At 52.8% G+C, this 23,762-nt stretch carries 25 protein-coding genes; 12 read left to right on the top strand and 13 right to left on the bottom strand.

Annotated features, from left to right (window positions below; genetic code table 11):
* Positions 1 to 14 precede the first annotated feature (14 nt).
* The 6 genes from GW590_RS11815 to GW590_RS11790 form a co-directional block, all read right to left on the bottom strand.
* Positions 15 to 482, bottom strand: a complete 468-nt coding sequence (locus GW590_RS11815) for a DUF6392 family protein (RefSeq protein ID WP_169403239.1) — start codon at positions 480 to 482, stop codon at positions 15 to 17.
* Entirely contained in the window at positions 479 to 2,167 is a 1,689-nt protein-coding gene (locus GW590_RS11810) for an S-type pyocin domain-containing protein (RefSeq protein WP_169403238.1), read from the bottom strand. The genes GW590_RS11815 and GW590_RS11810 overlap by 4 nt, the downstream gene beginning before the upstream one ends.
* Positions 2,168 to 2,626: 459 nt before the next feature.
* A complete protein-coding gene (locus tag GW590_RS11805) occupies positions 2,627 to 3,601 on the bottom strand; it encodes a chemotaxis protein (RefSeq protein WP_169403237.1) in 975 nt (324 codons plus the stop codon).
* Positions 3,602 to 3,851: 250 nt separating this feature from the next.
* On the bottom strand, positions 3,852 to 5,102 hold the full coding sequence (locus tag GW590_RS11800; protein ID WP_169403236.1) for an MFS transporter: 1,251 nt from the start codon (positions 5,100 to 5,102) through the stop codon (positions 3,852 to 3,854).
* A gap of 241 nt (positions 5,103 to 5,343) precedes the next feature.
* Complete coding sequence (locus GW590_RS11795; protein WP_169403235.1) at positions 5,344 to 6,666, bottom strand: LLM class flavin-dependent oxidoreductase; 1,323 nt, start codon at positions 6,664 to 6,666, stop codon at positions 5,344 to 5,346.
* A gap of 138 nt (positions 6,667 to 6,804) precedes the next feature.
* The gene (locus GW590_RS11790) at positions 6,805 to 6,954 is read right to left on the bottom strand and encodes a hypothetical protein (protein ID WP_169403234.1); all 150 of its coding nucleotides are present in this window, start codon (positions 6,952 to 6,954) and stop codon (positions 6,805 to 6,807) included.
* Between the two features lie 62 nt (positions 6,955 to 7,016).
* On the opposite strand from GW590_RS11790, the gene GW590_RS11785 reads away from it, so the two are divergent.
* The 4 genes from GW590_RS11785 to GW590_RS11770 are packed head-to-tail and all read left to right on the top strand — an operon-like array spanning position 7,017 to position 10,255.
* Positions 7,017 to 7,937, top strand: coding sequence for an ABC transporter substrate-binding protein (locus tag GW590_RS11785; RefSeq protein WP_169403233.1), 921 nt, complete (start codon positions 7,017 to 7,019; stop codon positions 7,935 to 7,937).
* A gap of 17 nt (positions 7,938 to 7,954) precedes the next feature.
* Positions 7,955 to 8,485: a GNAT family N-acetyltransferase gene (locus GW590_RS11780; RefSeq protein WP_169403232.1), complete on the top strand. Its 531-nt coding sequence runs from the start codon at positions 7,955 to 7,957 to the stop codon at positions 8,483 to 8,485.
* Positions 8,478 to 9,392: an amino acid ABC transporter permease gene (locus GW590_RS11775; protein WP_169403231.1), complete on the top strand. Its 915-nt coding sequence runs from the start codon at positions 8,478 to 8,480 to the stop codon at positions 9,390 to 9,392. Before GW590_RS11780 ends, GW590_RS11775 begins: the two co-directional genes overlap by 8 nt.
* 17 nt (positions 9,393 to 9,409) lie before the next feature.
* Positions 9,410 to 10,255 (top strand): amino acid ABC transporter ATP-binding protein, encoded by an 846-nt coding sequence (locus GW590_RS11770; protein ID WP_169403230.1) that lies wholly within the window; start codon positions 9,410 to 9,412, stop codon positions 10,253 to 10,255.
* Between the two features lie 51 nt (positions 10,256 to 10,306).
* Here the strand turns inward: GW590_RS11770 and GW590_RS11765 are convergent, their stop codons facing one another.
* Positions 10,307 to 10,942 (bottom strand): FMN-binding negative transcriptional regulator, encoded by a 636-nt coding sequence (locus GW590_RS11765; protein ID WP_169403229.1) that lies wholly within the window; start codon positions 10,940 to 10,942, stop codon positions 10,307 to 10,309.
* 304 nt (positions 10,943 to 11,246) lie between these two features.
* On the opposite strand from GW590_RS11765, the gene GW590_RS11760 reads away from it, so the two are divergent.
* Together GW590_RS11760 and GW590_RS11755 are read left to right on the top strand one after the other, a co-directional pair.
* On the top strand, positions 11,247 to 11,498 hold the full coding sequence (locus tag GW590_RS11760) for a type II toxin-antitoxin system Phd/YefM family antitoxin (RefSeq protein ID WP_169403228.1): 252 nt from the start codon (positions 11,247 to 11,249) through the stop codon (positions 11,496 to 11,498).
* Complete coding sequence (locus tag GW590_RS11755; RefSeq protein ID WP_169403227.1) at positions 11,495 to 11,782, top strand: type II toxin-antitoxin system RelE family toxin; 288 nt, start codon at positions 11,495 to 11,497, stop codon at positions 11,780 to 11,782. The genes GW590_RS11760 and GW590_RS11755 overlap by 4 nt, the downstream gene beginning before the upstream one ends.
* A gap of 261 nt (positions 11,783 to 12,043) precedes the next feature.
* Here the strand turns inward: GW590_RS11755 and GW590_RS11750 are convergent, their stop codons facing one another.
* Positions 12,044 to 12,442, bottom strand: coding sequence for a winged helix-turn-helix transcriptional regulator (locus GW590_RS11750; RefSeq protein WP_169403226.1), 399 nt, complete (start codon positions 12,440 to 12,442; stop codon positions 12,044 to 12,046).
* Between the two features lie 102 nt (positions 12,443 to 12,544).
* Here GW590_RS11750 and GW590_RS11745 point away from each other — a divergent pair, with 102 nt between their 5' ends.
* The 3 genes from GW590_RS11745 (at position 12,545) to GW590_RS11735 (ending at position 15,622) form a co-directional block, all read left to right on the top strand.
* Entirely contained in the window at positions 12,545 to 13,666 is a 1,122-nt protein-coding gene (locus tag GW590_RS11745; protein WP_169403225.1) for an NADH:flavin oxidoreductase, read from the top strand.
* A gap of 212 nt (positions 13,667 to 13,878) precedes the next feature.
* Positions 13,879 to 14,313 (top strand): MarR family winged helix-turn-helix transcriptional regulator, encoded by a 435-nt coding sequence (locus GW590_RS11740; protein WP_169403224.1) that lies wholly within the window; start codon positions 13,879 to 13,881, stop codon positions 14,311 to 14,313.
* A 73-nt stretch (positions 14,314 to 14,386) separates the two neighbouring features.
* On the top strand, positions 14,387 to 15,622 hold the full coding sequence (locus tag GW590_RS11735; protein ID WP_169403223.1) for an MFS transporter: 1,236 nt from the start codon (positions 14,387 to 14,389) through the stop codon (positions 15,620 to 15,622).
* A 49-nt stretch (positions 15,623 to 15,671) separates the two neighbouring features.
* On the opposite strand, the gene GW590_RS11730 is transcribed toward GW590_RS11735, so the two are convergent.
* Both GW590_RS11730 and lsrG read right to left on the bottom strand, forming a co-directional pair.
* Complete coding sequence (locus GW590_RS11730) at positions 15,672 to 16,604, bottom strand: omptin family outer membrane protease (protein ID WP_169403222.1); 933 nt, start codon at positions 16,602 to 16,604, stop codon at positions 15,672 to 15,674.
* Positions 16,605 to 16,840: 236 nt separating this feature from the next.
* Positions 16,841 to 17,134 (bottom strand): (4S)-4-hydroxy-5-phosphonooxypentane-2,3-dione isomerase, encoded by a 294-nt coding sequence (gene lsrG / locus GW590_RS11725; protein WP_169403221.1) that lies wholly within the window; start codon positions 17,132 to 17,134, stop codon positions 16,841 to 16,843.
* A 250-nt stretch (positions 17,135 to 17,384) separates the two neighbouring features.
* On the opposite strand from lsrG, the gene lsrK reads away from it, so the two are divergent.
* Positions 17,385 to 18,977 carry an autoinducer-2 kinase gene (gene lsrK, locus GW590_RS11720; RefSeq protein ID WP_169403220.1) on the top strand — a complete coding sequence of 531 codons (1,593 nt, stop codon included), beginning with the start codon at positions 17,385 to 17,387 and terminating at the stop codon, positions 18,975 to 18,977.
* Here the strand turns inward: lsrK and nac are convergent.
* The 3 genes from nac to GW590_RS11705 form a co-directional block, all read right to left on the bottom strand.
* Positions 18,974 to 19,897, bottom strand: coding sequence for a nitrogen assimilation transcriptional regulator NAC (gene nac / locus GW590_RS11715; RefSeq protein WP_169403219.1), 924 nt, complete (start codon positions 19,895 to 19,897; stop codon positions 18,974 to 18,976). The genes lsrK and nac overlap by 4 nt on opposite strands.
* Positions 19,898 to 20,259: 362 nt before the next feature.
* Complete coding sequence (locus tag GW590_RS11710) at positions 20,260 to 21,045, bottom strand: SDR family oxidoreductase (protein ID WP_169403218.1); 786 nt, start codon at positions 21,043 to 21,045, stop codon at positions 20,260 to 20,262.
* Complete coding sequence (locus GW590_RS11705) at positions 21,045 to 21,956, bottom strand: GntR family transcriptional regulator (protein ID WP_169403217.1); 912 nt, start codon at positions 21,954 to 21,956, stop codon at positions 21,045 to 21,047. Before GW590_RS11705 ends, GW590_RS11710 begins: the two co-directional genes overlap by 1 nt.
* Positions 21,957 to 22,144: 188 nt before the next feature.
* Here GW590_RS11705 and GW590_RS11700 point away from each other — a divergent pair, with 188 nt between their 5' ends.
* On the top strand, positions 22,145 to 22,963 hold the full coding sequence (locus GW590_RS11700) for an ABC transporter substrate-binding protein (protein WP_169403216.1): 819 nt from the start codon (positions 22,145 to 22,147) through the stop codon (positions 22,961 to 22,963).
* A gap of 78 nt (positions 22,964 to 23,041) precedes the next feature.
* On the top strand, positions 23,042 to 23,755 hold the full coding sequence (locus GW590_RS11695; RefSeq protein ID WP_169403215.1) for an amino acid ABC transporter permease: 714 nt from the start codon (positions 23,042 to 23,044) through the stop codon (positions 23,753 to 23,755).
* Positions 23,756 to 23,762: the final 7 nt, after the last annotated feature.

The raw sequence follows: 23,762 nt of genomic DNA, 5'->3' as shown, positions 1-23,762 counted from the left end.
AGTTCATATTGCCGCTACCAACGCAGTTCGGATGTTGGAAGGAAAGTGACTTTTTTGACCATCTCTTGCAAATCATAGCTAATTTGCATTGTTATGGGTAATTGATACCGCACAGCCGTAAAACGTTCCGTCCAGCCAAATGCTAAATTAGCTACAACTTGCGGTGGCTCTGCTTTGTCTGGCTTACCAAAAGTTTTATGTACCCATTCTCGAGACATACTGGGTTGCAGAGGTAAGGGTAAATCACTAGGGAAAATCCAATTTTTGGCCTTATCATTTTGAATTTTCAAAGATACCTCTCGGAATATGACTCCCTCTCGGTGGAAGGCTAAAAAGAGTCCTTCCTTTGCCATGTTTAAAGTGAGTATAGATGACCCTGAGGCTCCCCTTGGCTCGGTTTTATAAGGTAGCAAACCCAAGGCAACGATCTCGCTATAACTCTTTCCTAAGCTATTAATCAGCGCTTCGACATTTACCGTCATTTGTATAACCCTATTTTTGAATTTAGCTCATGCACTCTTGCTCTTACTGCCTCAATTTGCTGTTCAGTTGCACCGTATTCCTGCAATTTTGGTTTTATCGCATCAAGGTTACTGTCAGCTGCTGCCCTTAGGTCGCGAGAGTCCAGATCGATTCGAGTATCTGAGTTACGTCCACCAAATGTCTCGCTTACCCTTCTGTGAACCTCTTTCGGTATTACAATTGATGCCACTCTGTTTGAAAGTTCAGTAATTTGTTCAATATCCATTGTAGGATATTTATTCATATAATAACGCTCAACCGCAGCCCTAGAGGGCATATGGTCTGCTTCGTATTTTCCCTGCCTTGACCTGCGAATAAAATCGCTATACAGCTCCACCTCCAGAAATTCCACGGGAGGTTTACTCAAATAAATATAGATCGGCGGAATATTTGGCAGGGGCAGAATAAGAATATAATCCGCAAAACCCTTCTCTTCCGGTGCCGGGCTGACAGTGCTATCGAATCCGTTATTGTCCGGTAAGGGATCAACCATTACCGAGCCGGGGAGCTGGGGGGGCGATTGATCTCCGGTGTGGGCCGGAATCTCCATCCCTGAGCTGTCTGGTGTCCAGATAAGGGTAAGCGGATCATCCTCTTCCGTGGTAAAGGTATAGGCTTGCCGGCTATTATTCCACTGCATGCTACGTACCCGTACTTTATCCTGCCCCGCTGGCGTATGCCAGCCGTGCGGTACAGGGTTACCCTGAGTGTCATTCTCCCAGGTAAACCGGACGCGGGTTGGTGCTTCCCGCATCTGTTCGAGCCGCATACGGTCAATAAAATCCTGCTCACCGTTATTCAACCTGCCGGGCATCATGCCCACCAGCAGTCCGGCCAGGGGGGCACCTATGCCGCCAACTGCGATACGGGCAGCACTCACTGCCCAGGTTCCTGGCACTGCAAGGTTTCCGGCTATAGGAGTAAGCACGTTGGCCCCGGCCATTGCGGTCTGCACACGAGCCATACCTGCCATGGTGGCTAAAGCCGCCTGATAATCCATTTCCTCATGATTGCCATACCGCCATTTATAGAGTGCACTATGCCTCTTGGGTTTAGGGATCGCCTCGGCAGACGGCTGCTTTTTGCCAGACTCGGTGTGTTGTCGTGCCGTCGTATCTGTGACGGGTGCTGCCTGATAAAACGCCATACGGGCAAAATTGCTGTGCGGTTCGCACTGATCTCCGGCATCATTACATCCTTCTCCGCGCAGACAGGATTTGGCAAATACGCGGTTGCGCTCTCTTTCTGCTGCTAATCGTTTTTCTTGTGCAGCTTGTTCAGCTTTTCTGGTCGCCAGCCGGACCTTTTGTCTTTCCTCTGCTTGTTGCTCTGGCGATTTTCCCCGTCCCAGCCATTCTCCCGCAGGGGCAATAACACGGTTACTGCCTTCCGGGCAGTGACAAACTACCAGCGACCCGTCCACCGCAGCCGCTGCACCGAAATATTGCGATCTCGATTCACCATCTATAATGCGTCCATACCGCCCACACTTCGGGCAGTCGGTGGTCACATCCCCCACCCGGACGATCCCGCGACCAAAATAGGAAACCCGCGATCCCGTAGAGCTGATACAACTGGCACCTGTTGTGGTTTTATCGCCATTAAGGGCTAATCCTCGCCCATAACAATCCTCTCGATATCCCATCCGCTATCCCTCCATACCAAAATAGCGGGTAATACTCCTTTTCCTGGCCGGAATTTCAGGCATCTGTTGGTTGCGGTAATACTTAGCCATATGATTATCCTTGTCATTGCCATGGTTAAAATCACAGCAATAATAACCAATGGAAATTTCCCTTAAAACATTATTTATTATCGTTTTATACAAAATAACTTAAATAAAACAGCACATAATTTATAATCAGACAGTTATTTCACGTTTTTACTGGAAAAAGTCATGGCGTATGAACATTCAAAAAAGGCATCAGTTTTGGACACTCAGGTCCAATGATTGCGCGGGAAGCTCAGTTGAGCTGCGAAAGAGAGGGAAGAGTCACGACACCAAATAAGGGAATGGCAGTAAGGCAAGGATTTCACAGCTTGCGGAGATAGCGTAGCGGCTCATTCCTGTTGGCAAGAGCCGCCGCACTATCAATAAAACGAGTTAGGAATTTACCGCTTTCTTGCTATCTAATGCGCGGTGAATAGCTGCTTCCAGTTCATTGATTTCAAATTTTGCTACGTAACCGTCGGCACCGACTTTGCGCACATGATCTTCGTTGGCGCTGCCGGACAATGACGAGTGAATAATAACCGGGATATTCTTGAGGAATTCATCGCGTTTAATATTTAACGTCAACGTAAAGCCATCCATCTCCGGCATTTCCAAATCGGTTAATACAAAGGCAATTTTATCCGAGATAGGCCGCCCTTCTGCCTTGGCTTCTTCGGCCATTTTCCTGATTTTATTCCAGGCTTCCAGACCGGTGATATGCATCTCGGCAGGAATGCTCATCATTTTCAAACCCTGATCCAGCATTGAACGCGCAACTTTGGAATCTTCGGCAACAATCGCCACTGAGCCAGGTTTTAACTGGAACGGTTTGGTCTGATTGTCATCCATTTCGATATTGCGGCTGGCTGGCATAATGTCATATAGGATCTGTTCAACATCCAGTACCAACGCCAGACGGTTGCTGGACTTATCAGTATCCAGACGGGCAATACTGGTAATGTTGCGGCTCTTGACGCCTGACTCGGCGGCCAAAACCTGGCTCCATTCGAGGCGGACAATATCGTCAACGGATTCGACGGCAAACGCCTGGGTACTGCGTGCATATTCAGTGACCAGCAAAATATTTAGCCCGGTTTTAGGCACACAGCCCACCACCGATGGCAGATCGATAACCGGGATAATCTCACCACGGATATTCGCCATGCCCATCATTGGCGTTACCATGCCCGCCGCTTTGGTCAGCGTCGGCATAGGAACGATTTCGCGCAGCTTAAACACGTTAATGCCATACAGTTCAGACTTTGGCTCATCTGGAGATGACCCCAATTGGAACAACAGCAACTCAAATCTGTTCGATGAGGTAAGGTTTGTTCTCTCATCAATTTCTTTTTGAAAATTATCCATATGTTCCCCAGAGTAAATAATGAGTCATGCGCGTGCTCGCGATGGCGGGACTGATCTCTTTATCGGCCAGACAAGGGAAATTCTTTATCATTCTTTAAGCAACAAAGGAGATAAATGCGGCATGCCTCACGATAACCTGCCTCCCTGCGTGCAAAAGCGTTAATCGACATCTGGATCACCAGGAAAAAACCCCGCCTTTTCCTTGATAATTACGCAAATACAGCCGAGAAAAACCGTCTCGAGAGCGGGGTCAGGATGCCGTTTGTGTCTGCGGCGCGTCATTTTCCAGATGCTGACGGCGACGCAGATTGGGGAACCAGGCCATCCACAGGGCCACCACCAGCAAGGTACCGATACCGCCTAACGCCGCCGCGGGCACCGCTCCGACCCAGGCGGCCAGCATGCCCGATTCAAACTCGCCGAGTTGATTGGAAGTATTGATAAAGATTGAATTCACCGCACTTACCCGGCCACGCATATCATCCGGGGTATCGAGCTGAACCAGCGCCCCGCGGATCACCATACTGACCATATCAAAACCGCCGAGGGCAAACAGCGCCAGCATGGTTAACCATAAGGTGGTCGATAAAGCAAAGACCAGCGTAGCCACACCAAAGCCCGCCACGGCGGCAAACATAATCATCCCAACATTGCGTTTTAACGCCCGACGGCTAAGCCAGAAGCCGACCAATAATCCGCCTACCGCAGGTGCCCCGCGCAGCAGACCGAGTCCCCAGGGTCCGGTATGTAAAATATCATGGGCGAAAATAGGCAGTAGCGCCGTGGCCCCGCCGAGCAAAACGGCAAACAGATCCAGGGAGATCACCCCCAACACATCGGGACGATGGCGGATAAAGTGAATACCGGCAAACAGCGTGGCGAAAGTTGCCGGCACGCGACGCGGTGGTGCCTGCTCATAGCGCAAACGGCTGACCATCAGCATTGACAGCAGATACAGCGCCGCGCACACCGCATACACCGTTCCTGCCCCGGCAATATACAAAAAACCACCCAGTGCCGGGCCGACCATCGCCGCCGCCTGACCAGAGACGCCGTTGGCTGCCATGGCCCGCGCCAGCAAATTGGGCGGCACCAAGGCGGGCAACATTGATTGTAACGACGGCGCTTCCATGGCTTTCGCCGTGGAGATAACCAGGATCAGGCCGAGGACAATCAGCTCATTGACATGATGGGTGATGCTCAACACCGCCAGAGCGGCAATCGCCAACCCTTCAACCATCTGGCCCAGTAATACAATGCGACGGCGATCGAACTGATCCGCTACATGACCGGCCACCAGCGCCAGCGATACCGAAGGCAGGAACTGGGCCAGACCAATCAGCCCGAGGTCCAGCGCACGCCCGGTCATGGAATAAATCTGCCAGCTCACCACAATAGCCAGCATCTGAAAACCAAAGCTCGACGCCGCCCGGGCTACCCAGAAAGCGACAAAAGATCGGTGTTGCAACAGCGAATCCGAGTTTACGGACGGTGATGACATAGCAAATCCCTGGAAGAAAAAACAAGATAAAAACCAACACTCGACCCATCACGAAGGTGGGCGGGTGCTTAACGTTGACCGAACATCGTTATCATAACAATAGTTATAATCATGAATAATTACGCAGCAATCTAAGCAGATACTTTTATCATAGAAAATTAAGCAACATAAAACGGAACTGCATTACGGCAAAAAAAAACCGCCTAAGTTGCCTTAAGCGGTTATCACAGCCCGCGTCCCCTTACGCCGCCGTTTTTTTACTATAGCGATTATTTTTAAAGGGAATATCCAGACGCTGGCGCAGGGTGACACTCTCGGTACTCGGATGCCAATAGCCGCGTGCAGCCAGCACCGGCAATACCAGGCGGGTGAAATCGTCAAGGGCCTCGGTCAGTACCGGCCCGCTGATAATAAAACCGCTGGCACCGCCCTGCTCCACCCAGCGGATCAGGGTATCAGCCACCTGCTCAGGGGTACCAAAAAACTCCCCTTTGGGCAGCGTGGTTTGAAATGCCACTTCGCGCAGGCTGAGATTCTGCTCTTTTGCCCGCCGTTTGATCTCATCGGTGGTAGAACGGAAGCTGTTTTGCCCCAGATCGCCCAACTCAGGGAAAGGACCATCCAGGGGATATTGCGCAAAGTCATGGTGATCGAAAAAGCGGCCGAGATAGGCCAGCGCATCATCAACGGAGATCAGCGACAACAGATACTGATATTTTGCTTCCGCCTGCTCTATGCTTTGCCCGACGATCGGGCTGATACCGGGGAAGATACCCACCGGCTGTCGTCCCTGCTCCTGCACCTGATGCTGCAATTTATCAGCGTAGAGTGCGGCCTCATCAAGCGTGCGCGCATTGGTAAATACCGCATCGGCAGATCGGGCCGCCAGTGCAATCCCGGCAGCGGATGCGCCGGCCTGAAAGATCACCGGCTGTCCCTGCGGTGAACGCTGAATATTCAGCGGACCTTCAACGTTAAAAAACTGCCCCTGATGATTAAGTTTATGCAGCTTGTCGGCATCAAAAAATTGCCCGCTTTGCCGGTCACGAATAAAGGCATCATCCTCCCAGGAGTCCCATAATCCCTGTACTACCTGGATATACTCTTCGGCAATCTGATAACGCAAGGCATGTTCAGGATGCGCTTTGCCAAAATTTTTGGCTGAACCGGCCAGCGGCGAGGTCACCACATTCCACCCGGCGCGCCCCTGACTGATATTGTCGATCGAAGCCAGTTGGCGGGCCACGGTAAAAGGATCGCTATAAGAGGTAGAAATGGTGCCCGCCAGGCCAATACGCTGGGTAACCGCCGCCAATGCGGACAATAGCGCAATAGGTTCAAACCGATTAAGAAAATGAGGCAGCGATTTTTCATTAATATGCAAACCATCGGCGACAAACAAAAAATCAAAGTTTGCCGCCTCGGCGCGTAACGCCAGTTCACGGAAATAGGGGAAATTTACGCTGGCATCGGCCGGGGCTTTTTCATGGCGCCATGAATTCATATGACCACCTGCACCGTGCAACATCAGGCCTAATTTAATACTCTTTTTGCGGTTACTCATTACGGGATCCCTTATGGCGGACGGGCTGGCGACAATACGCAGCCAGCCTTTGCTCGCCAATTGGCAGCAAATTGGCAAACACGAAGGAAAAAGAATTCCATAAAAGCGCGGCGGGACTAAATAGAAAAATCATCTTTCCTATGCTGCTATTTTTCTAACGGCAAGCGAGAACACCTCATCATTTATATTTTTACATCCCGCTGGCAATAAAATTTCCGCAACACTCATTGCGATAGTCATTTTCATTTTATTTATTTGAATAGTTAATTTTGTTGTTTTACTTAACATCCGCGCTCGGCAATAGTGCCAGTCCCCCTTATTCAATAATAATTACAGGATAAAAAATAATAATGGTGCATCGCGCAAAGTTAACTATCGCCGCTTTACTGGCTTTCTCCCCGCTGACGCAAGCGGCGTCGGGTATTGATTTGATCGCCAACGAGACGCCGATCCACACGGCAAAAAATGCCGAGGCTGCCGCTAAAATTCCGGCCAACTTTTCATTTGTACAACCCGGAACCTTAACCGTGGCCGTAGCCGTATTGGGCAGCGCACCGCCGTTCGGACTGTTTGCCCGTGACAATAAAACGGTGATCGGCAGTGAGGCGGATATTGCCCGTCTGGTCGCCGACGGTCTGGGGTTAAAACTCAAGCTGGTGCCCTCCTCCTGGGAGGACTGGCCGCTGGGGGTGACTTCAGGAAAATATGATGCAGCGATTTACAATATAACCGTCACCAAAGAGCGAAAAACCAAATTTGATTTTGCCACCTACCGGCAGGACACCCTGGGTTTCTATGTAAAAACCGGCAGCAAAATCACCGCCATCAACGCCGCAGCAGATATAGCCGGTAAGCGCATTATTGTCGGTTCCGGCACCAATCAGGAGGCGATTTTGCTCGCCTGGGATAAAGAGAACCAGGCCAAAGGACTGGCGCCCTTCCAGCCACTGTATGTCACTGATGATGCCGCTGCGACGCTGGCGCTACAGTCCGGTCGCGCCGATGCCACCTTTGGCCCCAATGTCACCGGTGCCTATAAAGCCAAACTCAGCGGCAATACCCGGCTGGTAGGGGTTGTACCCGGCGGCTGGCCAAAAACCGCCAATATTGCGGTCACCCTTAAAAAGGGCAACGGCTTGGTCGATGCGGTACAGGCCTCGCTTAATAATGCCATTGCCAACGGCAGCTACCTGCAGGTATTAGACCGTTGGGGAGAGAGCGTGGAAAAAATTGAGCACTCCACCATTAACCCGCCAGGCCTTGGCGATTGATCGACGGAGGAGACCTTATGAGCCAGGATACCTTTATTCACACCCGCGCTGATGACCCGCTGATTGCGGCCGTTATTGCCGGTTTGTTTGGCGAATATCGTGCCCGTTACGGCGACTATTTTGGCGAGCAAGAGGCCGAATCAGTAGACGTTTATGCCCCGCCAGACGGGGTGTTTATTGTGCTGTTGCGTCAAGGACGCCCCATTGCCATGGGGGCGTTTAAACGTTACGACGAGCAGACTGCCGAGCTAAAACGGATCTGGACCGATACCTCGCTGCGCCGTCAGGGGCTGGCGCAAAAAGTGGTCCGGCAACTGGAACAACTGGCTTTGAACCTGGGTTATCGTCGGCTGTTTCTGACCACCGGTTTCCGGCAACCCGAGGCGGTCAGGCTCTACCTCTCTTTGCACTATCAACCGCAGTTTGACACCCAGCGCGATCCAGAAAGCTACTCGCTGCCGCCTTATGACGGACGCTTGCCGTTTATCAAGCTACTGTCGCCCGACAGCCTGCCGCAGACCGCGCACCGGGAGCAGGCTTATGAGTGATATCAATAAATATGACGCTGATGATCGGCCATTAAAGGTGGTGGCGGCACGCTATCCGCTGCGCCTGTTGGCGGCTTTTTTTGCCCTGTTTATTTTGCTGGCCATTGTGCAATCCATTGCCACCAACCCGCGTTGGGAATGGGGAGTATTTCGCCAGTGGTTTTTTGACCCGGTGATCCTCGCCGGTCTTGGTAAAACGCTGCTGCTGACACTGCTGGGCACCCTGTTTGGCATTATCTTTGGCACCTTGCTGGCGTTGGCGCGCTTATCAAAGTCCTATCTATTAAGCGCTCTGGCCTGGGGATATATCTGGCTGTTTCGCTCATTGCCGCTGCTGCTGGTGCTTATCGTTCTCTATAACTTCTCTTATTTATACGACAGCCTGTCCCTGGGGATTCCCTTTACCTCGATTGAATTTTTCCGTCATTCCACCGTCGATCTGCTGGATCAATTTTCGGTGGCGGTACTGGGGTTATCGCTGGTGCAATCTGCCTATACCGCCGAAATTATCCGTGGCGGAATTATCGGTGTCGATCATGGGCAACAAGAAGCCGCAGCGGCACTGGGATTACCCGCCTGGCGTCGCACCTTGCGCATTATTTTACCGCAGGCGCTACGCGCTATTTTACCCACTGGCTTTAACGAAGTGATCAGCCTGGCCAAGGGCACATCCATTGTTTATGTCTTATCGATGCCGGAACTGTTCTATACCGTGCAGGTGATCTACAACCGCACGCAACAGGTTATTCCGTTGCTGATGGTGGCCACCGTCTGGTACCTGCTGATCACCACCGTCCTGTCGATACTGCAATATTATGTCGAACGCTATTTTTCGCGCGGGGCAATACGCCATATCGCACCGACAACCCTGCAACGCCTGCGTCAATGGCGCACGGCCCGACCATGAAAACGGAGTGATGCCTTATGTCAGAAGCTTTTGATCTCTTTGTTAAGCGTCCGACCCCGCGGCAGGCAGAACAACCACGCCTGACGGCAGAGCCTGGACAACTTGCCGGACGCATTGCCATTCGTAATCTCAGCAAATACTACGGTAACTACAAGGCGCTGGATAACGTCAGCCTGACCATTGAACCTGGCACGGTAACGGTGATCCTCGGCCCTTCCGGGTCCGGAAAATCAACCTTGTTGCGCACCATTAACCATCTTGAGCGGGTAGATGAAGGTTTTATTCAGATAGATGGCGATTACGTCGGCTACCGGCGTAAAGGCAATACACTTTATGAGTTAAAAGAACGGGCGATCCTTAAACAGCGCACCCAGGTCGGTTATGTCTTTCAGAACTTCAATCTGTTCCCACATATGACCGTACTGGATAACATCATCGAAGCGCCGATTGTCCATCGACTGTACAGCCGCAAACAGGCCATTGCCCAGGCCTATGCCTTGCTTGATACCGTCGGCTTGCGAGACAAGGCGCAGGCGTGGCCACGGCATCTTTCCGGTGGACAGCAGCAGCGCATCGCCATTGCCCGTGCGTTGGCCCTTAACCCGAAAGTGATGTTATTTGATGAACCGACCTCGGCGCTGGATCCCGAACTGGTGGGCGAAGTGCTGGAAGTCATTAAAAAGCTGGCCCGCTCCGGCGTGACGATGGTGGTGGTAACCCATGAAATCGGTTTTGCCCGTCAGGTCGCCGACCGGGTGGTATTTATGGTGGAGGGTCGTATTGTAGAAAGCGGCAGCGCCGCACAGGTGTTGGAGCGGCCACAACACTCACGTACACAGCAGTTTTTGGACAAGGTGTTATAAACCCTCGGCAACGGCACAGGATGGCCGTTGCCGCAATACCTCCACCTGACCTCAGTTTTTATCTTTAAGTCCCGCCAGCATGGCTTCGCCAATGATCAGATTACCCTGTTCAATAACGCCGTTTGCTGCCCCTTGCAGGTCTTGTTGGTTTTTATTTTGCCCGAGCTTAACGCAGCCAACGATCTCGCTAATGGTGATCTCTACCCCGACAATCGCCTTGAGCATACCGGCGATATAGTCCTCGGGGGCATCACCGATTTGCCAGGGCAGCGTGTGCGTGGCTTCTTGTCGTGCAGTCAGCCTGGTGAGAACATCATGCAGAAACGGCAGGTCATCGCGAAAAGTAATCTGCCCGCGCACATGGACTGTGCGATAATTCCAGGTGGGTACCTGACGATGCGTTTGCTGTTTGCTCGGATACCAGTTCGGGGAAATATAAGCATCACCGCCGCGAAACACGATGAGCACGTCGCTGCCGTTGGCCACTTCGCGCCAGATTGGATTGGCGCGCGCCACGTGGGCCAGCAGGGTGGCCGTGCCGTTGTCGGCAAGGTTAATCTCAAACGGCAGATGCATGGCATCCAGTTGCCCGTCAGTCTGGCTGACCAGCGTCCCGAGGGGATAGTGAGCAATCAGATCGTAAAGCACTTCGGTGCGGTTTTCGCGAAACGGCGGGGGAACATACATGCTGATTCTCCGGGCCACAAAGGGCAATCATCGTTATAACGCAGTAGGTTGATAGGCTTAGCGTAAATCATTAGCTTGCTGATCAAAAGCCAAACCTGCGCGTTTCACCTCGGGCAGATAGGTCATGGTCCAGTTATAGAATACCTCAATAATTTGCTCAGACAGACTCAGTCTCGCTCACTGTTTCACCGAGTGAGGTTTACGCTCGGGCAGCCCAACTGTACAAAAAACGTTAAAAAGACTTGTTAGTAGGTCTTTAGATTGCTACCTTTAAAGACCTGTTAAACAGTCTTGAGGGTGAGTTATGCCGAACATTATTTTAAGTGATACCAGCGCCAGCGTAAGCGAGTTAAAAAAGAACCCTATGGCTACAGTCAATGCCGGTGACGGTTTCCCTGTCGCGATACTGAACCGTAATCAACCTGCATTCTATTGTGTACCCGCAGAACTCTATGAAAAAATACTCGACGCCCTGGATGATCAGGAGCTGGTTAAACTGGTCAGTGAGCGCGGTAACCAACCGCTACTTGAAATAGATCTGGATAGCTATCTATGAATTATAAGGTCAAATTCAGGGAAGATGCGCTGAAAGAGTGGCAGAAGCTGGATAAGACCATTCAGCAACAGTTTGCAAAGAAATTAAAAAAATGTTGTGAAAATCCACATATTCCATCGTCAAAATTACGTGGCATAAAGGACTGCTATAAAATAAAACTTCGAGCCTCTGGTTTCCGCCTGGTATATCAGGTTATTGACGAAATATTGGTTATCGCAGTTGTTGCTGTGGGTAAGCGTGAACGCAGTGATGTTTATCACTTAGCAAGCGAAAGAATGAGGTGATGAGTTTGATGACAAAGTCGTCTTGATGATCGAGATACCCGGGCATAGCACACCCAGGGGCGCTCCGGCGGGCAAGCCCGCTACGACCCCAACGGTGCACTCTCCCTAATAATGGACTTTGTCAGCAGTCTGTGATCCATTTATAAATATCCGTATTGAAGAAATTACCCTTCACATCACTTCCCCGCTGATATAAGCGTTAGCAATAGAGATATTCCATCTTCAATGAACGGTAAAAACTTTCTTCGCAGATATTAGTGATTACGCAGTAGGTTGATAAGCTTCGCGTAAATCATTAATTTCAAGATCAAAAGCCAAACGTGCCCGTTCCACCTCGGGTAGATAGGTCATGGTCCAGTTATAGAGAGCCTGAAAAGGTTCTTTTAGCGTACGGCCAAGCGGTGTGATCTCGTACTCGACGGCCACCGGTGAAGTGGCAATCACACGCCGTTCCACAATACCGTTGCGCTGCAACCTCCGCAGACTTTGCGTTAGCGCTTTTTGCGTAATGCCTTCAAGTTGCCGTTTGATCACATTAAAGCGCAGCGGTTTCTCGCACAGTGCACCGAGGATCAATACCGACCATTTATCGGCAATCTGATCGAGCAGCAGACGGTGTGGGCATTGAGCAACGGAAAAAACCGGTTGCGAGTTCGACATGGTGGTTTCCTTTTGGCTACCTGGTAGCGTGCAGGTGCCTGATTGACGTCTGGTATACATAATATACTATAAAAAACTCCTAACCCAAGAGATAACAATACGATGACCACATTAAATGTCGACGCGTTATTTAAACCTTTTACGCTGAAAAATCTGACGCTAAAAAACCGTATCGTCATGGCCCCCATGACACGCAGTTTTGCCCCGAAAGGTATTCCTGGGGAAAACATTGCTGCCTATTATCAACGCCGGGCGGCCAACGATGTGGGCTTAATCCTCTCGGAAGGCACGGTAATTAATCGCCCGGCCTCAAGGAACGACGAAAATATTCCGCTATTTTATGGTGAAGCGGCCCTTGCCGGCTGGCAACGGGTAATCAATGAAGTCCACGCCGCGGGCGGCAAAATGGGCCCACAGATCTGGCATACCGGCTCGGTGGCCAGCTTTATGACCGAATGGGTCCCTGAAGCGCCGGTGGAAAGTCCATCCGGGCTGGTCGGGCCCGATCAACCGCGCGGCGTTGCCATGAGCGATGAAGCTATCGCCGATACCATTGCCGCTTTCGCCGCCGCCGCCGCCGATGCCAAACGTTTAGGTTTTGATGTCGCCGAGATCCACGGTGCCCACGGTTATCTGATCGATCAGTTCTTTTGGGCCGCCACCAATCAGCGTACTGACCAATATGGCGGTGCCACCCTCAAGCAGCGCTCGCGTTTTGCCGCCGAAGTGGTAAAAAGCATGCGCGCGGCCGTCGGCGATGATTTTCCGCTGATCCTGCGCCTGAGCCAATGGAAGCAGCAGGACTTTGCCACCCGCCTGGCGCAGACACCTGATGAGATGAGCGATTGGCTGGTGCCACTGGTCGAAGCCGGGGTCGATATCCTGCACTGCTCACAACGTCGTTTTTGGGAGCCGGAATTCCCGGAGATTGATGGCGAACAGGGCCTGAACTTTGCCGGCTGGGCGAAAAAAATCACCGGCGCGGCCACCATCAGCGTCGGCTCGGTCGGCCTGTCCGGCGACTTTATGGGATCCTTTAGCGGCGAAGGCTCAAAACCGGCGGGGCTGGATAATCTGATCCATCGCCTGGAACGTAACGAGTTTGACCTGATCGCCGTCGGTCGCGCTATTCTCAGCGATCCGCTTTGGGTCAGCAAAATCCGCAGCGGCAATTCCGCTGAACTGGAAGATTTTAACGCCGCATCCCTGGGCGAACTCTACTAAGACCTGACACAGGCCTGCGGCGCATTGTCGCTGTAGGCCTGATAGCACTCCCCTGCCCGGCAATCCTCCTTCCCTGATGAATAAATCCTTTTATGCGCGGCACAATGCTGCCAACTACAAAAACTACACAGGTAAACTGTACAGTTAAACTGTAGTTATGTTAGAGTCTGCTTATCTTGTTATGCCAATTTTTCCCATACTGAGGCCACCTTATGCCCGAAGCCTTACAGCTAGCCGCCCTTGCCGCAGAAGTGCGCATTAGTGCCGGTAAGTTGATCCGCCGCTTGCGTGAGCAGGCGCAACCCGGTGATTTTAGCTCGTCGCAAAAATCGGTGTTGCTACGTCTGGATCGTGACGGCCCTGCCACCGTCTCGGCGCTGGCGCGAGCTGAAAGCGTACGTCCGCAGTCTATGCGCGTCACGGTCGCGGCGCTGCAGACCATGGGAGCGGTCAACGGTACCCCTGATCCACACGATGGCCGCCAGACGCTGGTCGCCCTGACGCCAACGTTTCGGCAAAAGCTATATGCCAGCCGGGCGGTCAAAGAGGACTGGCTAACACGGGCAATGCTTGCGCAACTGTCTGCCAGTGAACAGCAACAACTTGCCGACGCGGTTAAACTTTTGCAGCGCCTGGCCGAGTTTTAAACCATAGCCACTCTCTGTCTGGACAAGCAACCATGACCCATAATGAACACGTTTCCCCGGCGGTCTTCCGCCTATGACCACTGCGACCCGAGGTACTTTTCGTTCTTTGCGCAGCTTCAACTATCGTGTCTGGGCAGTCGGCGCACTGATCTCTAATATTGGCACCTGGATGCAGCGCACCGCACAAGACTGGTTAGTTCTGACCCAGTTGACCAACCATAATGCCTCGGCGGTGGGTATCGTTATGGCGCTACAGTTTGGCCCGCAGATGCTCTTATTGCCGTGGACCGGGTTCGCCGCTGACTACTTTAATCAGCGCAAACTACTGCTGGTTACCCAGGGGACGATGGGCGTGCTGGCGTTATTGCTCGGTCTGCTTACCGTTAGCGGCCTGGTGCAGCTATGGCATGTCTATGTCTTCGCCTTTCTGTTCGGCAGTGCCGCCGCCTTTGATGCCCCGGTGCGGCAAACCTTTGTTGCCGAGCTGGTTGGCGAAGAGGATCTGTCCAATGCGGTGGCGCTCAACTCCACCTCCTTTAACGCCGCGCGCATGGTGGGACCAGCCATTGCCGGCCTGACCATCGCTTCGGTAGGCACTGGCTGGGCATTTTTGCTTAACGGCATTAGTTTTGTTGCCGTCCTCGCTTCGCTGAGTTTATTTCGCGTGGCAGAGCTGCGGAGTAATGCCCGCGCCCAACGGGTACGTGGCAGTTTTAGCGAAGGGCTGCGCTATGTCTGGCAGCGTCCGGATCTGAAAGCCATGCTGATTATGCTCTTTCTAATTGGTACCTTTGGCCTGAACTTCCCGATATTTCTTTCCACCATGGCGGTGGGCGTCTTTCATACCGACGCACGCGGCTATGGTTTGTTGTCGTCGTTTATGGCCATTGGCACGCTGTCCGGTGCACTGATCGCCGCCGGGCGCGACAGACCCCAGTTTGCTTCACTGTTGATCGGGGCAGTAATATTTGGCATCGGCGGTCTGCTGGCCGCCATGGCACCGGGCTATTGGTATTTTGCCGGCGCCTTGGTGATCACCGGTATCGCCGCTATCACCTTTACCAATACCAGCAGCAGTCTGATGCAACTGGCCACCGAGCCCGCCATGCGCGGACGGGTAATGGCGCTGCGCGTCGGCGTGGCTCTGGGCGGTACGCCGATTGGTGCGCCTATTGTTGGTTGGGTCGCCGACCATTTTGGCCCGCGCTGGTCGCTGGGAGTCGGTGCCGCCTCGGGGTTTCTGGCGGCGCTGGTGGCGATCTACGCCATGATGCGCCCCGCCAGTCAGCCCCGTGAACGCGACGCATAAATGCCGACCCTGCCGGGTGTTCAGCCTGGCAGGGTCTGTTTAGCGTGATTTAAAACCGATACTGTAGACCCGCAGTAATGCTGTAATTTTTATTGGCGATCCCCGCCGCATCACCGCCGAGATACTGGCTCTCCCCGCTTTGCTGATTGATCATATGTATGCCGCCTTTCCCCTGAGTATATTGACTCAGGCTTAACTCGGTGAAGACCTTAGCGTTAGGCGTGACATAATACCCGGCATCAAGGGTAACGGAGTAATAGCGCGAGCGATACGTATTCTCGCGAAAAGTCAGACTGCGACGATAATGTTCGTCATTGTCTTTGGCCTGCACCCAGGCGCTGAATTTTAATAAGGCATTAAATTCAAAATTCCGATAACGATACATCCCCACCAGACCAATATAAGGCGCGCTGAAAGTTTGCTGATAGCCTATTACGCTGAGGTTATCCGGAAAGGAGCCAACAATATTGCCATTATCATATTGATAATCGCCGCCGTGTGCCGTCCAGCTAAAACGCGTTTGCTGATAACCCAGCACCCCACCCAGTCGATAATAAGGATGCGCCAGCACCCAGCCTTTTATATTGACATCAAATTCATTGGCATAATTCAGGCGGGTTCGCGGGTGCGTTGACCAGTCCGTCCAGTGGGATTGACCGGGATTGCTCCAGTCATAGTCGTCCATTCCTGCGCTGCCAGAGGCGAGCGTGGTCCAACCGCGGGCATTGAGCGTCAACCAATCCAGGGCATTCCAGGAGATATCTCCTTTAATAATGGCCGTATTTTTTATTTTCCAGTCAAGCTGGCTGATTTTGCGACCGTCTTCGGGATCATAAACATATTCTTTTGACTCTCCGCCTAACCAACCCAGCGAAGTATTCATCGTAATATTATCAGCAGATAATGAAATATTATTTTTGGCCATCGCCACATTAACACTCAATACAGCGCAAAGGCCCGCGATGAGTTGATATTTTCTCATAAACCCTCCTTTTTAACAGAGGGTAGAAAATAGCAGCGCACGCCTTAACCAAAATATAACCGTCAAAAAATTAATAAACTTTAAACTTACCGACCCATTTAATTATTAATACTTCCAATAACGCATCAGTAAAATATATTATTTATCGATAATTATACGGAGGTAAGGTTAATAGACGATAAATGCGGCAACGCCATCGCCGCCGCATGCATGGACCTCCCGCACTCTACTGCCGCCTACTCGGGAAAGACCCCTTTGTAGCTGGTTTTTTTGCGCGGTTCTGACATTAATGATTCCAACGCGTCGACGCAGGCCAGATAGTGCGGCGTCTTTTTATGGGCAATAACCGCATCACTATCGCGATAGGCTTCGTAGATATAAAAGCGCGTCGCGATATTTTCGTCCTGTAAAACATCAAAATGCAAATTTCCTGGTTCAGCGATTGCACCAAGATGGTTCAATTTGAACACCCGCAGAAATTCTTCAACCTTGTCCGCCTTGACGTTAATTTCGACCATGGTGACTTCCATTATGCGCTCCTGTGAATTGGGTCAGCCGGGGTTATCTTGTCAGAGTTTAGTCGCTGATTTGCCGCAACAACATCGGCTTATCCGCTGGCAGGCTGGAAATGCAAGACGCATCACAATTAACAAACTTTGCCGGGCAATGATTTGTTATCGCTGCCAAATAGCGTCCACTATTAGGCGATGTCCCGCCATCGCGCATCCTCCCCTGGCGGCCAGCGAGATAACTCGCGTTGCTAGCGGAGAGAATGCGGATATGGAACCTTCCTGCTCATCATCACATCATGCTTCCTACCTTATGGCGCTGGATGCCGGCACCGGCAGTGTCCGCGCGGTGATTTTCTCCCTCGAAGGCCAGCAAATCGCCGTGGGTCAGGCGGAATGGCAACATAATCCATTGACTGATATTCCGGGGTCGATGGAGTTTGACCTGCAAAAAAACTGGGCGCTGACCTGCCAATGTATCCGTCAGGCGCTGGCCAATGCGCACTTGCCCGCCTCGGCGATCGCCGCCATCGCTGCCTGTTCAATGCGTGAAGGCATTGTGCTATATGATAAATCCGGTGAGCCGATCTGGGCCTGTGCCAACGTGGATTCTCGCGCCAGCCGTGAGGTCAGCGAGCTGAAGGAGATCCATCAGGGAGAGTTTGAACGCGAGGCCTACCAGCATTCCGGTCAGACCCTGGCGTTGGGCGCTATGCCCCGACTGCTGTGGCTGGCCCATCACCGTCCCGATATCTATCGCCAGGCAGCAACGCTGACCATGATCAGTGACTGGCTGGCTTATATGCTGACCGGCGAGCTGGCAGTCGATCCCTCCAATGCCGGGACCACCGGGATGCTCAGTCTGCAAACCCGGCGTTGGCACCCGGAGCTGCTGGAAATGGCCGGGTTACGCGCCGATATTCTTTCACCGGTACTGGAGACCGGTAGTCTGCTGGGCACTCTCAGCGCCCGCAGTGCCGAACAGTGTGGCCTGCTAGCCGGAACACCGGTGGGCATGGGCGGCGGCGATGTCCAACTGGGTTCGCTGGGACTGGGACTGGTCCGCGCCGGACAGACGGCGGTATTTGGCGGCACCTTCTGGCAACAGGTGGTTAATCTGCCCCATCCGGTGACCGATCCACAGATGAATATTCGCATTAATCCCCACGTGATCCCCGGGATGGCACAGGCGGAATGCATCAGCTTTTTTACCGGTTTAACCATGCGCTGGTTTCGCGATGCCTTTTGCAGCGAAGAGAAGCTGCTGGCGCAACGGCTGGGGGTCGATACCTACAGTCTGCTCGAAGAGATGGCGGCGCGAGTGCCGGTGGGTGCCTGGGGAGTTATGCCGATTTTTTCTGATGCCATGCATTTTAAAAACTGGTATCACGCCGCACCGTCATTTATTAATTTGTCTATTGACCCAGATAAGTGCAACAAACAGACGTTGTTTCGGGCGTTGGAGGAAAATGCCGCCATTGTTTCGGCCTGCAACCTTGAATTGATTGCCGGATTTTCCGGCGTTAATGCCTCCAGCCTGGTCTTTGCCGGTGGTGGATCCAAGGGCAAACTCTGGAGTCAGATCCTCAGTGACGTAACCGGAAAACCGGTAAAAGTCCCGCAGGTTAAAGAGGCGACAGCTCTGGGCTGTGCCATTGCCGCAGGAGTGGCCGCAGGGCTCTATCGCTCGCTGGCCGATACCGGTGAGGCGCTGGTGCGCTGGGAAAGGGAGTATCAGCCCAATATGCAGCATCATCAGCTTTATCAGCAGCAAAAAACCAACTGGCAGGCAGTTTACGCCGACCAGCTTGGCCTGGTAGATAGCGGCTTGACCACCTCGATGTGGAAGGCACCGGGGATTTAACCCACCGCCAGCAAGGTGCGGACTTCTTCGCGGTTTTCTGCCACCAATGCCAACAGAATTTTTTGCACCGCCTGTGCCGGCTGCGACAGCGGCAGATGATCGGACAGACAGAGTGACAGCGGCGCCTGAATGGTCGGGCTACTGATACAGGACATCCAGGCATTGGCCGGGCCGACAATCGCTCGTGCCGCAGACTCGGGTAAAATCGTCGCCCCCAGGCCGCTGGCAATGGCGGCAGTCAGCGTGGTGGCCGATTCTATTTCACCAATCACTTTCGCCGACAACCGGCGCAAGGCCATTGCCTCATCCACCAGCTTACGCAGCACATCGTGAGTGCGTGGCAAAAACAGATTCAGTTTGGCGACATCGGCAAGCTCGACATAGTTTCCCGGATGAGGCACGGCATGCGTGGCAACCAGATAGAGATCTTCTTTGATTAACGGCACAAAGGATAATCCCGGGATCGCCTTGTTGCCGTAGAGCACCGCCATATCCATGCGGCCATTAACCGTTTGATCGGTCAATTCACTGCCAAAGTTCTCGTTTAAATAGAGCAGAATGCCGGGATGTTGACTGCGTACCGCCTGCAACAGCGGCAATGCCAACAGCGACGCAGCGGTGCCCGGAGCCATCCCTACCGAGACCTGACCATTAAGCGCCAGTCCGGCGCTGTTCACCGCACTATGTGCCTGTTCACACTGGCGTAAAATGGTTTGCGCATGGGCATACAGGATATTGCCCGCTTCGGTAGGTGTTACGCCGCGCTTGGTGCGCACCAGCAACTGCTGTTTTAACTCTCCCTCAAGCGTCGCCAACTGTTGGCTCAAGGCCGGTTGCGCGATATGCAACACATCGGCGGCCTGGGTAAGACTGCCGATATCGACGATTTTCACGAAGTACTTTAAACGCCTGAGATTCATCTGTGTCTCCATCGTGCCTGGTGAGCGGTTCGCGGGGCTACTCCCGACTAACGCAAAACGTCTTGATCATAATTACGCGAAGACTTTATTCGCCTTGGCAAGTGACCATACGCAGCAAGATCCAGGCCAATCAGTCAGTTATCTACAAATGTTTAAAAGTACGACCGGCTAATCGCCTATAAAATAAGAAAAAACGATTACCCTTGGGGAAAAATGCCTTGGCAATGTGCTATGGCGGCAGAGAAATCAAACGTCAGTATGCACCAGCATAATGCAAACTTATGGCTGCGGTGCGAAAAGGCAGGAAGTGAGGCGGGGAGAGAAAAGCTGCCGCACACCAATGGGTGTCCGGCAGTCAGCGATTAAATTGCCGGGATCATGCCGCCATCAACGCGGATCACCGATCCGGTCAGGTAAGACGCCTGACAGCTGGCTAAAAAGGCCGCCACCGCGCCGTACTCATGGGGTTCGCCATAGCGGCCGAGCGGGATGGTGGCTGCACTGTTACGCGCTACCTGTTCCACGCTAATTCCCTCACGTCCGGCCCGAGCGCTATCAAGCTGACCCAGACGTTTGGTGGCAATACGCCCAGGCAAGATCACGTTAACGGTAATACCTTCGCTGGCCACTTCTCCGGCCAGGGTTTTTGACCAGCCCACCAGCGCCATACGCAAGGTGTTGGACATGCCGAGATTGGGGATCGGCGTAACAATACCGGAGGAGGTACTGGTGATCACCCTTCCCCAACCGGCGCTGCGCATATCCGGCAACACTTTGTCGGTAAGTTGGATCAGCGAGCTGACCATGGTGGAAAACTGCGTAGCCCAGGTTTCGGCTGGCACGCCGCTGGCTTTGGAAGGTGGCGGCCCGCCGGAGTTATTAACCAGAATACCGATTGGTCCCAGTTGCTGACGGATCGCCGTCAAAACATCGTCAAAACGCTCAGGCTGGGCAAGATCCAGCACATAAGCACGGGCACTGCCTCCTGCCGCGGCGATCAGCGCCACGGTTTCCAGCAAAGCAGCCTCGGTGCGGCCACATACTGCCACCTGCGCCCCTTCTGCGGCCAGGGCAATGGCCATGGCACGGCCCAAACCGCCGCCTGATCCGCTGACCAGCGCCACGCGGCCTTTAATACCAAAATCCATCACATACCTCTGTCGTTAGATTTACTGACTTTGTTCAACACCATCTGATACGCCGATTGCAGATGCTGACGCATCATTTCCGCGGCATCGGCCATCTTGCCTTCCAGCACGGCGTCGATAATGGCGACGTGCTCCTGACACCATTCACGCACACGCTGTTTGTTGGTATAGCTGCCAAACTCCAGCAAACGACGCAGTCGGTTTTGCTGGGCAATGGCCTGGAGGACAAAAATATTTCCGCTGAACTCGGCCAGCATTTCGTGAAAGGTGGCGTCGGTTTCAAAAATCTGCCGACTGTCGACGTTAAGAATATCGGGGTGGGTAATCAGGTAAATATGCTGTAACCGCAGGCGCTTAAGAGCGCTTTTATCGGCACGAAATCCCGGAGAAAGCAGGCCTCCCGGCTCAATCATCAGACGAAAGCCATAGCCGTTACTTAGCGCAACATCGCTGTTCAGCGTCGGTAAAAATGACCAGCCGTGCCCTTTGTTGCGGGCAATCAGCCCATCTTCCGACAAGCGCAGCAGCGTGCGAGACATCACGCCGCGATCGGCATCGTAGCGCTGGGCAATTTCGATTTGCGTAAGCGAGTCGGGCAACTTGCCGGCAATGCGATCTTTGACCAGTTGCTCGTAGAGTTCCTGATCGCTGCTGGTGGGCACATCGATACTGATGCGCTGCAGCTCGTCGTAGGCTTTCAGCAGGAAAAAGCCCTGATTACGCCGCGCCTCAATGATCCCCAGCTCACAAAGCAACTTGAGAGCAGCCCGCACCGGGGTACGTGATACTCCGGCTAAATCGGCTAATTGTTGTTCACGCAGATGATGACCTGGCTCAAATTTTGCTTCACGTATCAGGTCAAGGATTTGGTTAGCCAGACGCCTTCCGCTGGCAGTCGCTGTTTGGGACATAAAAGCAGGCACCTAAAGTATTTATTGCGATTAATATACAATATCACAATGTTCGCTCATGGTGAAGCCTGCGTATAAATCCCCCAAATCGTGCATTAACGCACCATAAAAGAGCCTTGACTCACGAGCTTAATTGTATTTAATGATACACAAAGAGCAATCCTGCTCACCAAAAGAGAGAGTCTGTCATGCCGAAAAAAACCTTTTTGCGTCGATATGCCACCGTATCTCTGGCTGCCCTTTGCCTGAGTATCCCCGTGTTGAGCCAGGCGGCAGCGCCGACGCTTATCACCAAAGGTGAACTGGCTTACGGCACCGCCGCCACCTTTATGCCCTTTGAGTTTACCAAAGACGGCAAACTCACCGGCTTCGATATCGACCTGATCACCACCCTGTCGAAAAAGCTGGCGCTAAAACCGGTGCCGATGTCGATGGAGTTCAAAGGATTGATCCCGGCGCTGCAAGGTAAGCGTCTGGATATCATCAACTCGGCGATGTACATCAACCCTACCCGCGCCGAGCAGGTTGACTTTGTACCCTATCTGAAAATCGGCAGCCGCGTTGTGGTGGCCAAAGGCAATCCGGAAAAAATCACCGGCCGCGATCTGTCGCTGTGTGGCAAAAATATCGCCGTCACCCTGGGTGGTATCGAAGAGAGCCAGGCACGCGCAGATAACCAGAAATGCCAGGAAGCCAAAAAACCGGCAATTAATGTGCTGACCTTCCCGGCAGCCACCGATTCTGCAGTGGCCGTGGCGCAAAAACGTGCCGATGCCGAATATCTCTCCACCCCGGGTGCCGTGGCACTGCTCAGTGAAAAAGGTGACACCTTTGAAACTACCGGCGCGGAATTCGAAGCCGACACGCATATCGGCTTTGCGGTGCGCAAAGGTGACAGTGAAATGAAAGCCCTGTTGGAAAGCGGACTGAAGGAGATGGTCGCTGACGGCAGCTATCAGCAACTGATCAAAAAATGGCAGTTCCCGGCTTCAGTTTCGATTTTTTAATGTTGGTCTTTTTTAATTTAGTAGTGACACCAGGCAAGGCTTTTTGCACGTCGCGCTCCCTGATAGTGAGGAAAATTAATGTCTGTTGATCTGGTCTGGCAATACCTATTGTCACCGGCGTTCTTTCAGGGCGCACTTATGACGCTGCTGATCACCCTCTGTTCGCTGTTTTTCGGCATTCTGATGGGTTTGATACTGGCTTTACTTCAGGAGTCCCGCTTTCGGGCGGGCCCGGTTTTAGCCTTCTTCTATTTGTGGCTGTTCCGCGGCACTCCGGTGCTGTTTCAAATTATCTTTGTCTACAACGTGCTGCCGAGCTTTGGTCTGCGCTTTTCCGCCTTTACCTGCGCGGTAATGGCTTTGTCGCTTAATGAAGGGGCCTATATGGCGGAGATCTTGCGCTCTGGCCTGCAGGCGGTACGAAGCGGACAACGCACCGCCGGTATGGCGCTGGGTATGACCCAGGGTCAGATTATGCGCAAAATCGTCCTGCCCCAGGCAGCGCGTATTGTGCTGCCGCCGATGGGTAACCAGATGATCAGCATGCTGAAATCCAGTGCGCTGGTGTCGGTGATTGCCGTACAGGAACTGCTGTTAATCGCCAACCAGACCGCCAGCGCCAGCTTCCGCTACTTTGAGGCACTCTGCGCCGCCGGCATCTATTACCTGGTGCTGACCACCCTGTTTATGATCGGTCAGGCCTGGCTGGAACGGGCGCTGGATCCGAAAAAACGTCGCAAACCCAAGCTGTCATTAACCGAACGCCTGCTGCGTAGCAGCTCGTCCCACTAAGGAAAAG

Origin of the sequence: Rouxiella aceris, from assembly GCF_012933545.1 — a bacterium.
Taxonomy (GTDB): domain Bacteria; phylum Pseudomonadota; class Gammaproteobacteria; order Enterobacterales; family Enterobacteriaceae; genus Rouxiella; species Rouxiella aceris.
The sequence above is the reverse complement of the archived record's forward strand: the minus strand, read 5'-3'. Positions and strand labels throughout refer to the sequence as shown.

Bases quoted from the DNA above. Each gene is read 5' to 3' on its own strand.
- GW590_RS11815 (WP_169403239.1), bottom strand. From the start codon at position 482: ATGACGGTAAATGTCGAAGCGCTGATTAATAGCTTAGGAAAGAGTTAT.
- GW590_RS11810 (WP_169403238.1), bottom strand. From the start codon at position 2,167: ATGGGATATCGAGAGGATTGTTATGGGCGAGGATTAGCCCTTAATGGC.
- GW590_RS11805 (WP_169403237.1), bottom strand. From the start codon at position 3,601: ATGGATAATTTTCAAAAAGAAATTGATGAGAGAACAAACCTTACCTCA.
- GW590_RS11800 (WP_169403236.1), bottom strand. From the start codon at position 5,102: ATGTCATCACCGTCCGTAAACTCGGATTCGCTGTTGCAACACCGATCT.
- GW590_RS11795 (WP_169403235.1), bottom strand. From the start codon at position 6,666: ATGAGTAACCGCAAAAAGAGTATTAAATTAGGCCTGATGTTGCACGGT.
- GW590_RS11790 (WP_169403234.1), bottom strand. From the start codon at position 6,954: ATGTTAAGTAAAACAACAAAATTAACTATTCAAATAAATAAAATGAAA.
- GW590_RS11785 (WP_169403233.1), top strand. From the start codon at position 7,017: ATGGTGCATCGCGCAAAGTTAACTATCGCCGCTTTACTGGCTTTCTCC.
- GW590_RS11780 (WP_169403232.1), top strand. From the start codon at position 7,955: ATGAGCCAGGATACCTTTATTCACACCCGCGCTGATGACCCGCTGATT.
- GW590_RS11775 (WP_169403231.1), top strand. From the start codon at position 8,478: ATGAGTGATATCAATAAATATGACGCTGATGATCGGCCATTAAAGGTG.
- GW590_RS11770 (WP_169403230.1), top strand. From the start codon at position 9,410: ATGTCAGAAGCTTTTGATCTCTTTGTTAAGCGTCCGACCCCGCGGCAG.
- GW590_RS11765 (WP_169403229.1), bottom strand. From the start codon at position 10,942: ATGTATGTTCCCCCGCCGTTTCGCGAAAACCGCACCGAAGTGCTTTAC.
- GW590_RS11760 (WP_169403228.1), top strand. From the start codon at position 11,247: ATGCCGAACATTATTTTAAGTGATACCAGCGCCAGCGTAAGCGAGTTA.
- GW590_RS11755 (WP_169403227.1), top strand. From the start codon at position 11,495: ATGAATTATAAGGTCAAATTCAGGGAAGATGCGCTGAAAGAGTGGCAG.
- GW590_RS11750 (WP_169403226.1), bottom strand. From the start codon at position 12,442: ATGTCGAACTCGCAACCGGTTTTTTCCGTTGCTCAATGCCCACACCGT.
- GW590_RS11745 (WP_169403225.1), top strand. From the start codon at position 12,545: ATGACCACATTAAATGTCGACGCGTTATTTAAACCTTTTACGCTGAAA.
- GW590_RS11740 (WP_169403224.1), top strand. From the start codon at position 13,879: ATGCCCGAAGCCTTACAGCTAGCCGCCCTTGCCGCAGAAGTGCGCATT.
- GW590_RS11735 (WP_169403223.1), top strand. From the start codon at position 14,387: ATGACCACTGCGACCCGAGGTACTTTTCGTTCTTTGCGCAGCTTCAAC.
- GW590_RS11730 (WP_169403222.1), bottom strand. From the start codon at position 16,604: ATGAGAAAATATCAACTCATCGCGGGCCTTTGCGCTGTATTGAGTGTT.
- lsrG (WP_169403221.1), bottom strand. From the start codon at position 17,134: ATGGAAGTCACCATGGTCGAAATTAACGTCAAGGCGGACAAGGTTGAA.
- lsrK (WP_169403220.1), top strand. From the start codon at position 17,385: ATGGAACCTTCCTGCTCATCATCACATCATGCTTCCTACCTTATGGCG.
- nac (WP_169403219.1), bottom strand. From the start codon at position 19,897: ATGAATCTCAGGCGTTTAAAGTACTTCGTGAAAATCGTCGATATCGGC.
- GW590_RS11710 (WP_169403218.1), bottom strand. From the start codon at position 21,045: ATGGATTTTGGTATTAAAGGCCGCGTGGCGCTGGTCAGCGGATCAGGC.
- GW590_RS11705 (WP_169403217.1), bottom strand. From the start codon at position 21,956: ATGTCCCAAACAGCGACTGCCAGCGGAAGGCGTCTGGCTAACCAAATC.
- GW590_RS11700 (WP_169403216.1), top strand. From the start codon at position 22,145: ATGCCGAAAAAAACCTTTTTGCGTCGATATGCCACCGTATCTCTGGCT.
- GW590_RS11695 (WP_169403215.1), top strand. From the start codon at position 23,042: ATGTCTGTTGATCTGGTCTGGCAATACCTATTGTCACCGGCGTTCTTT.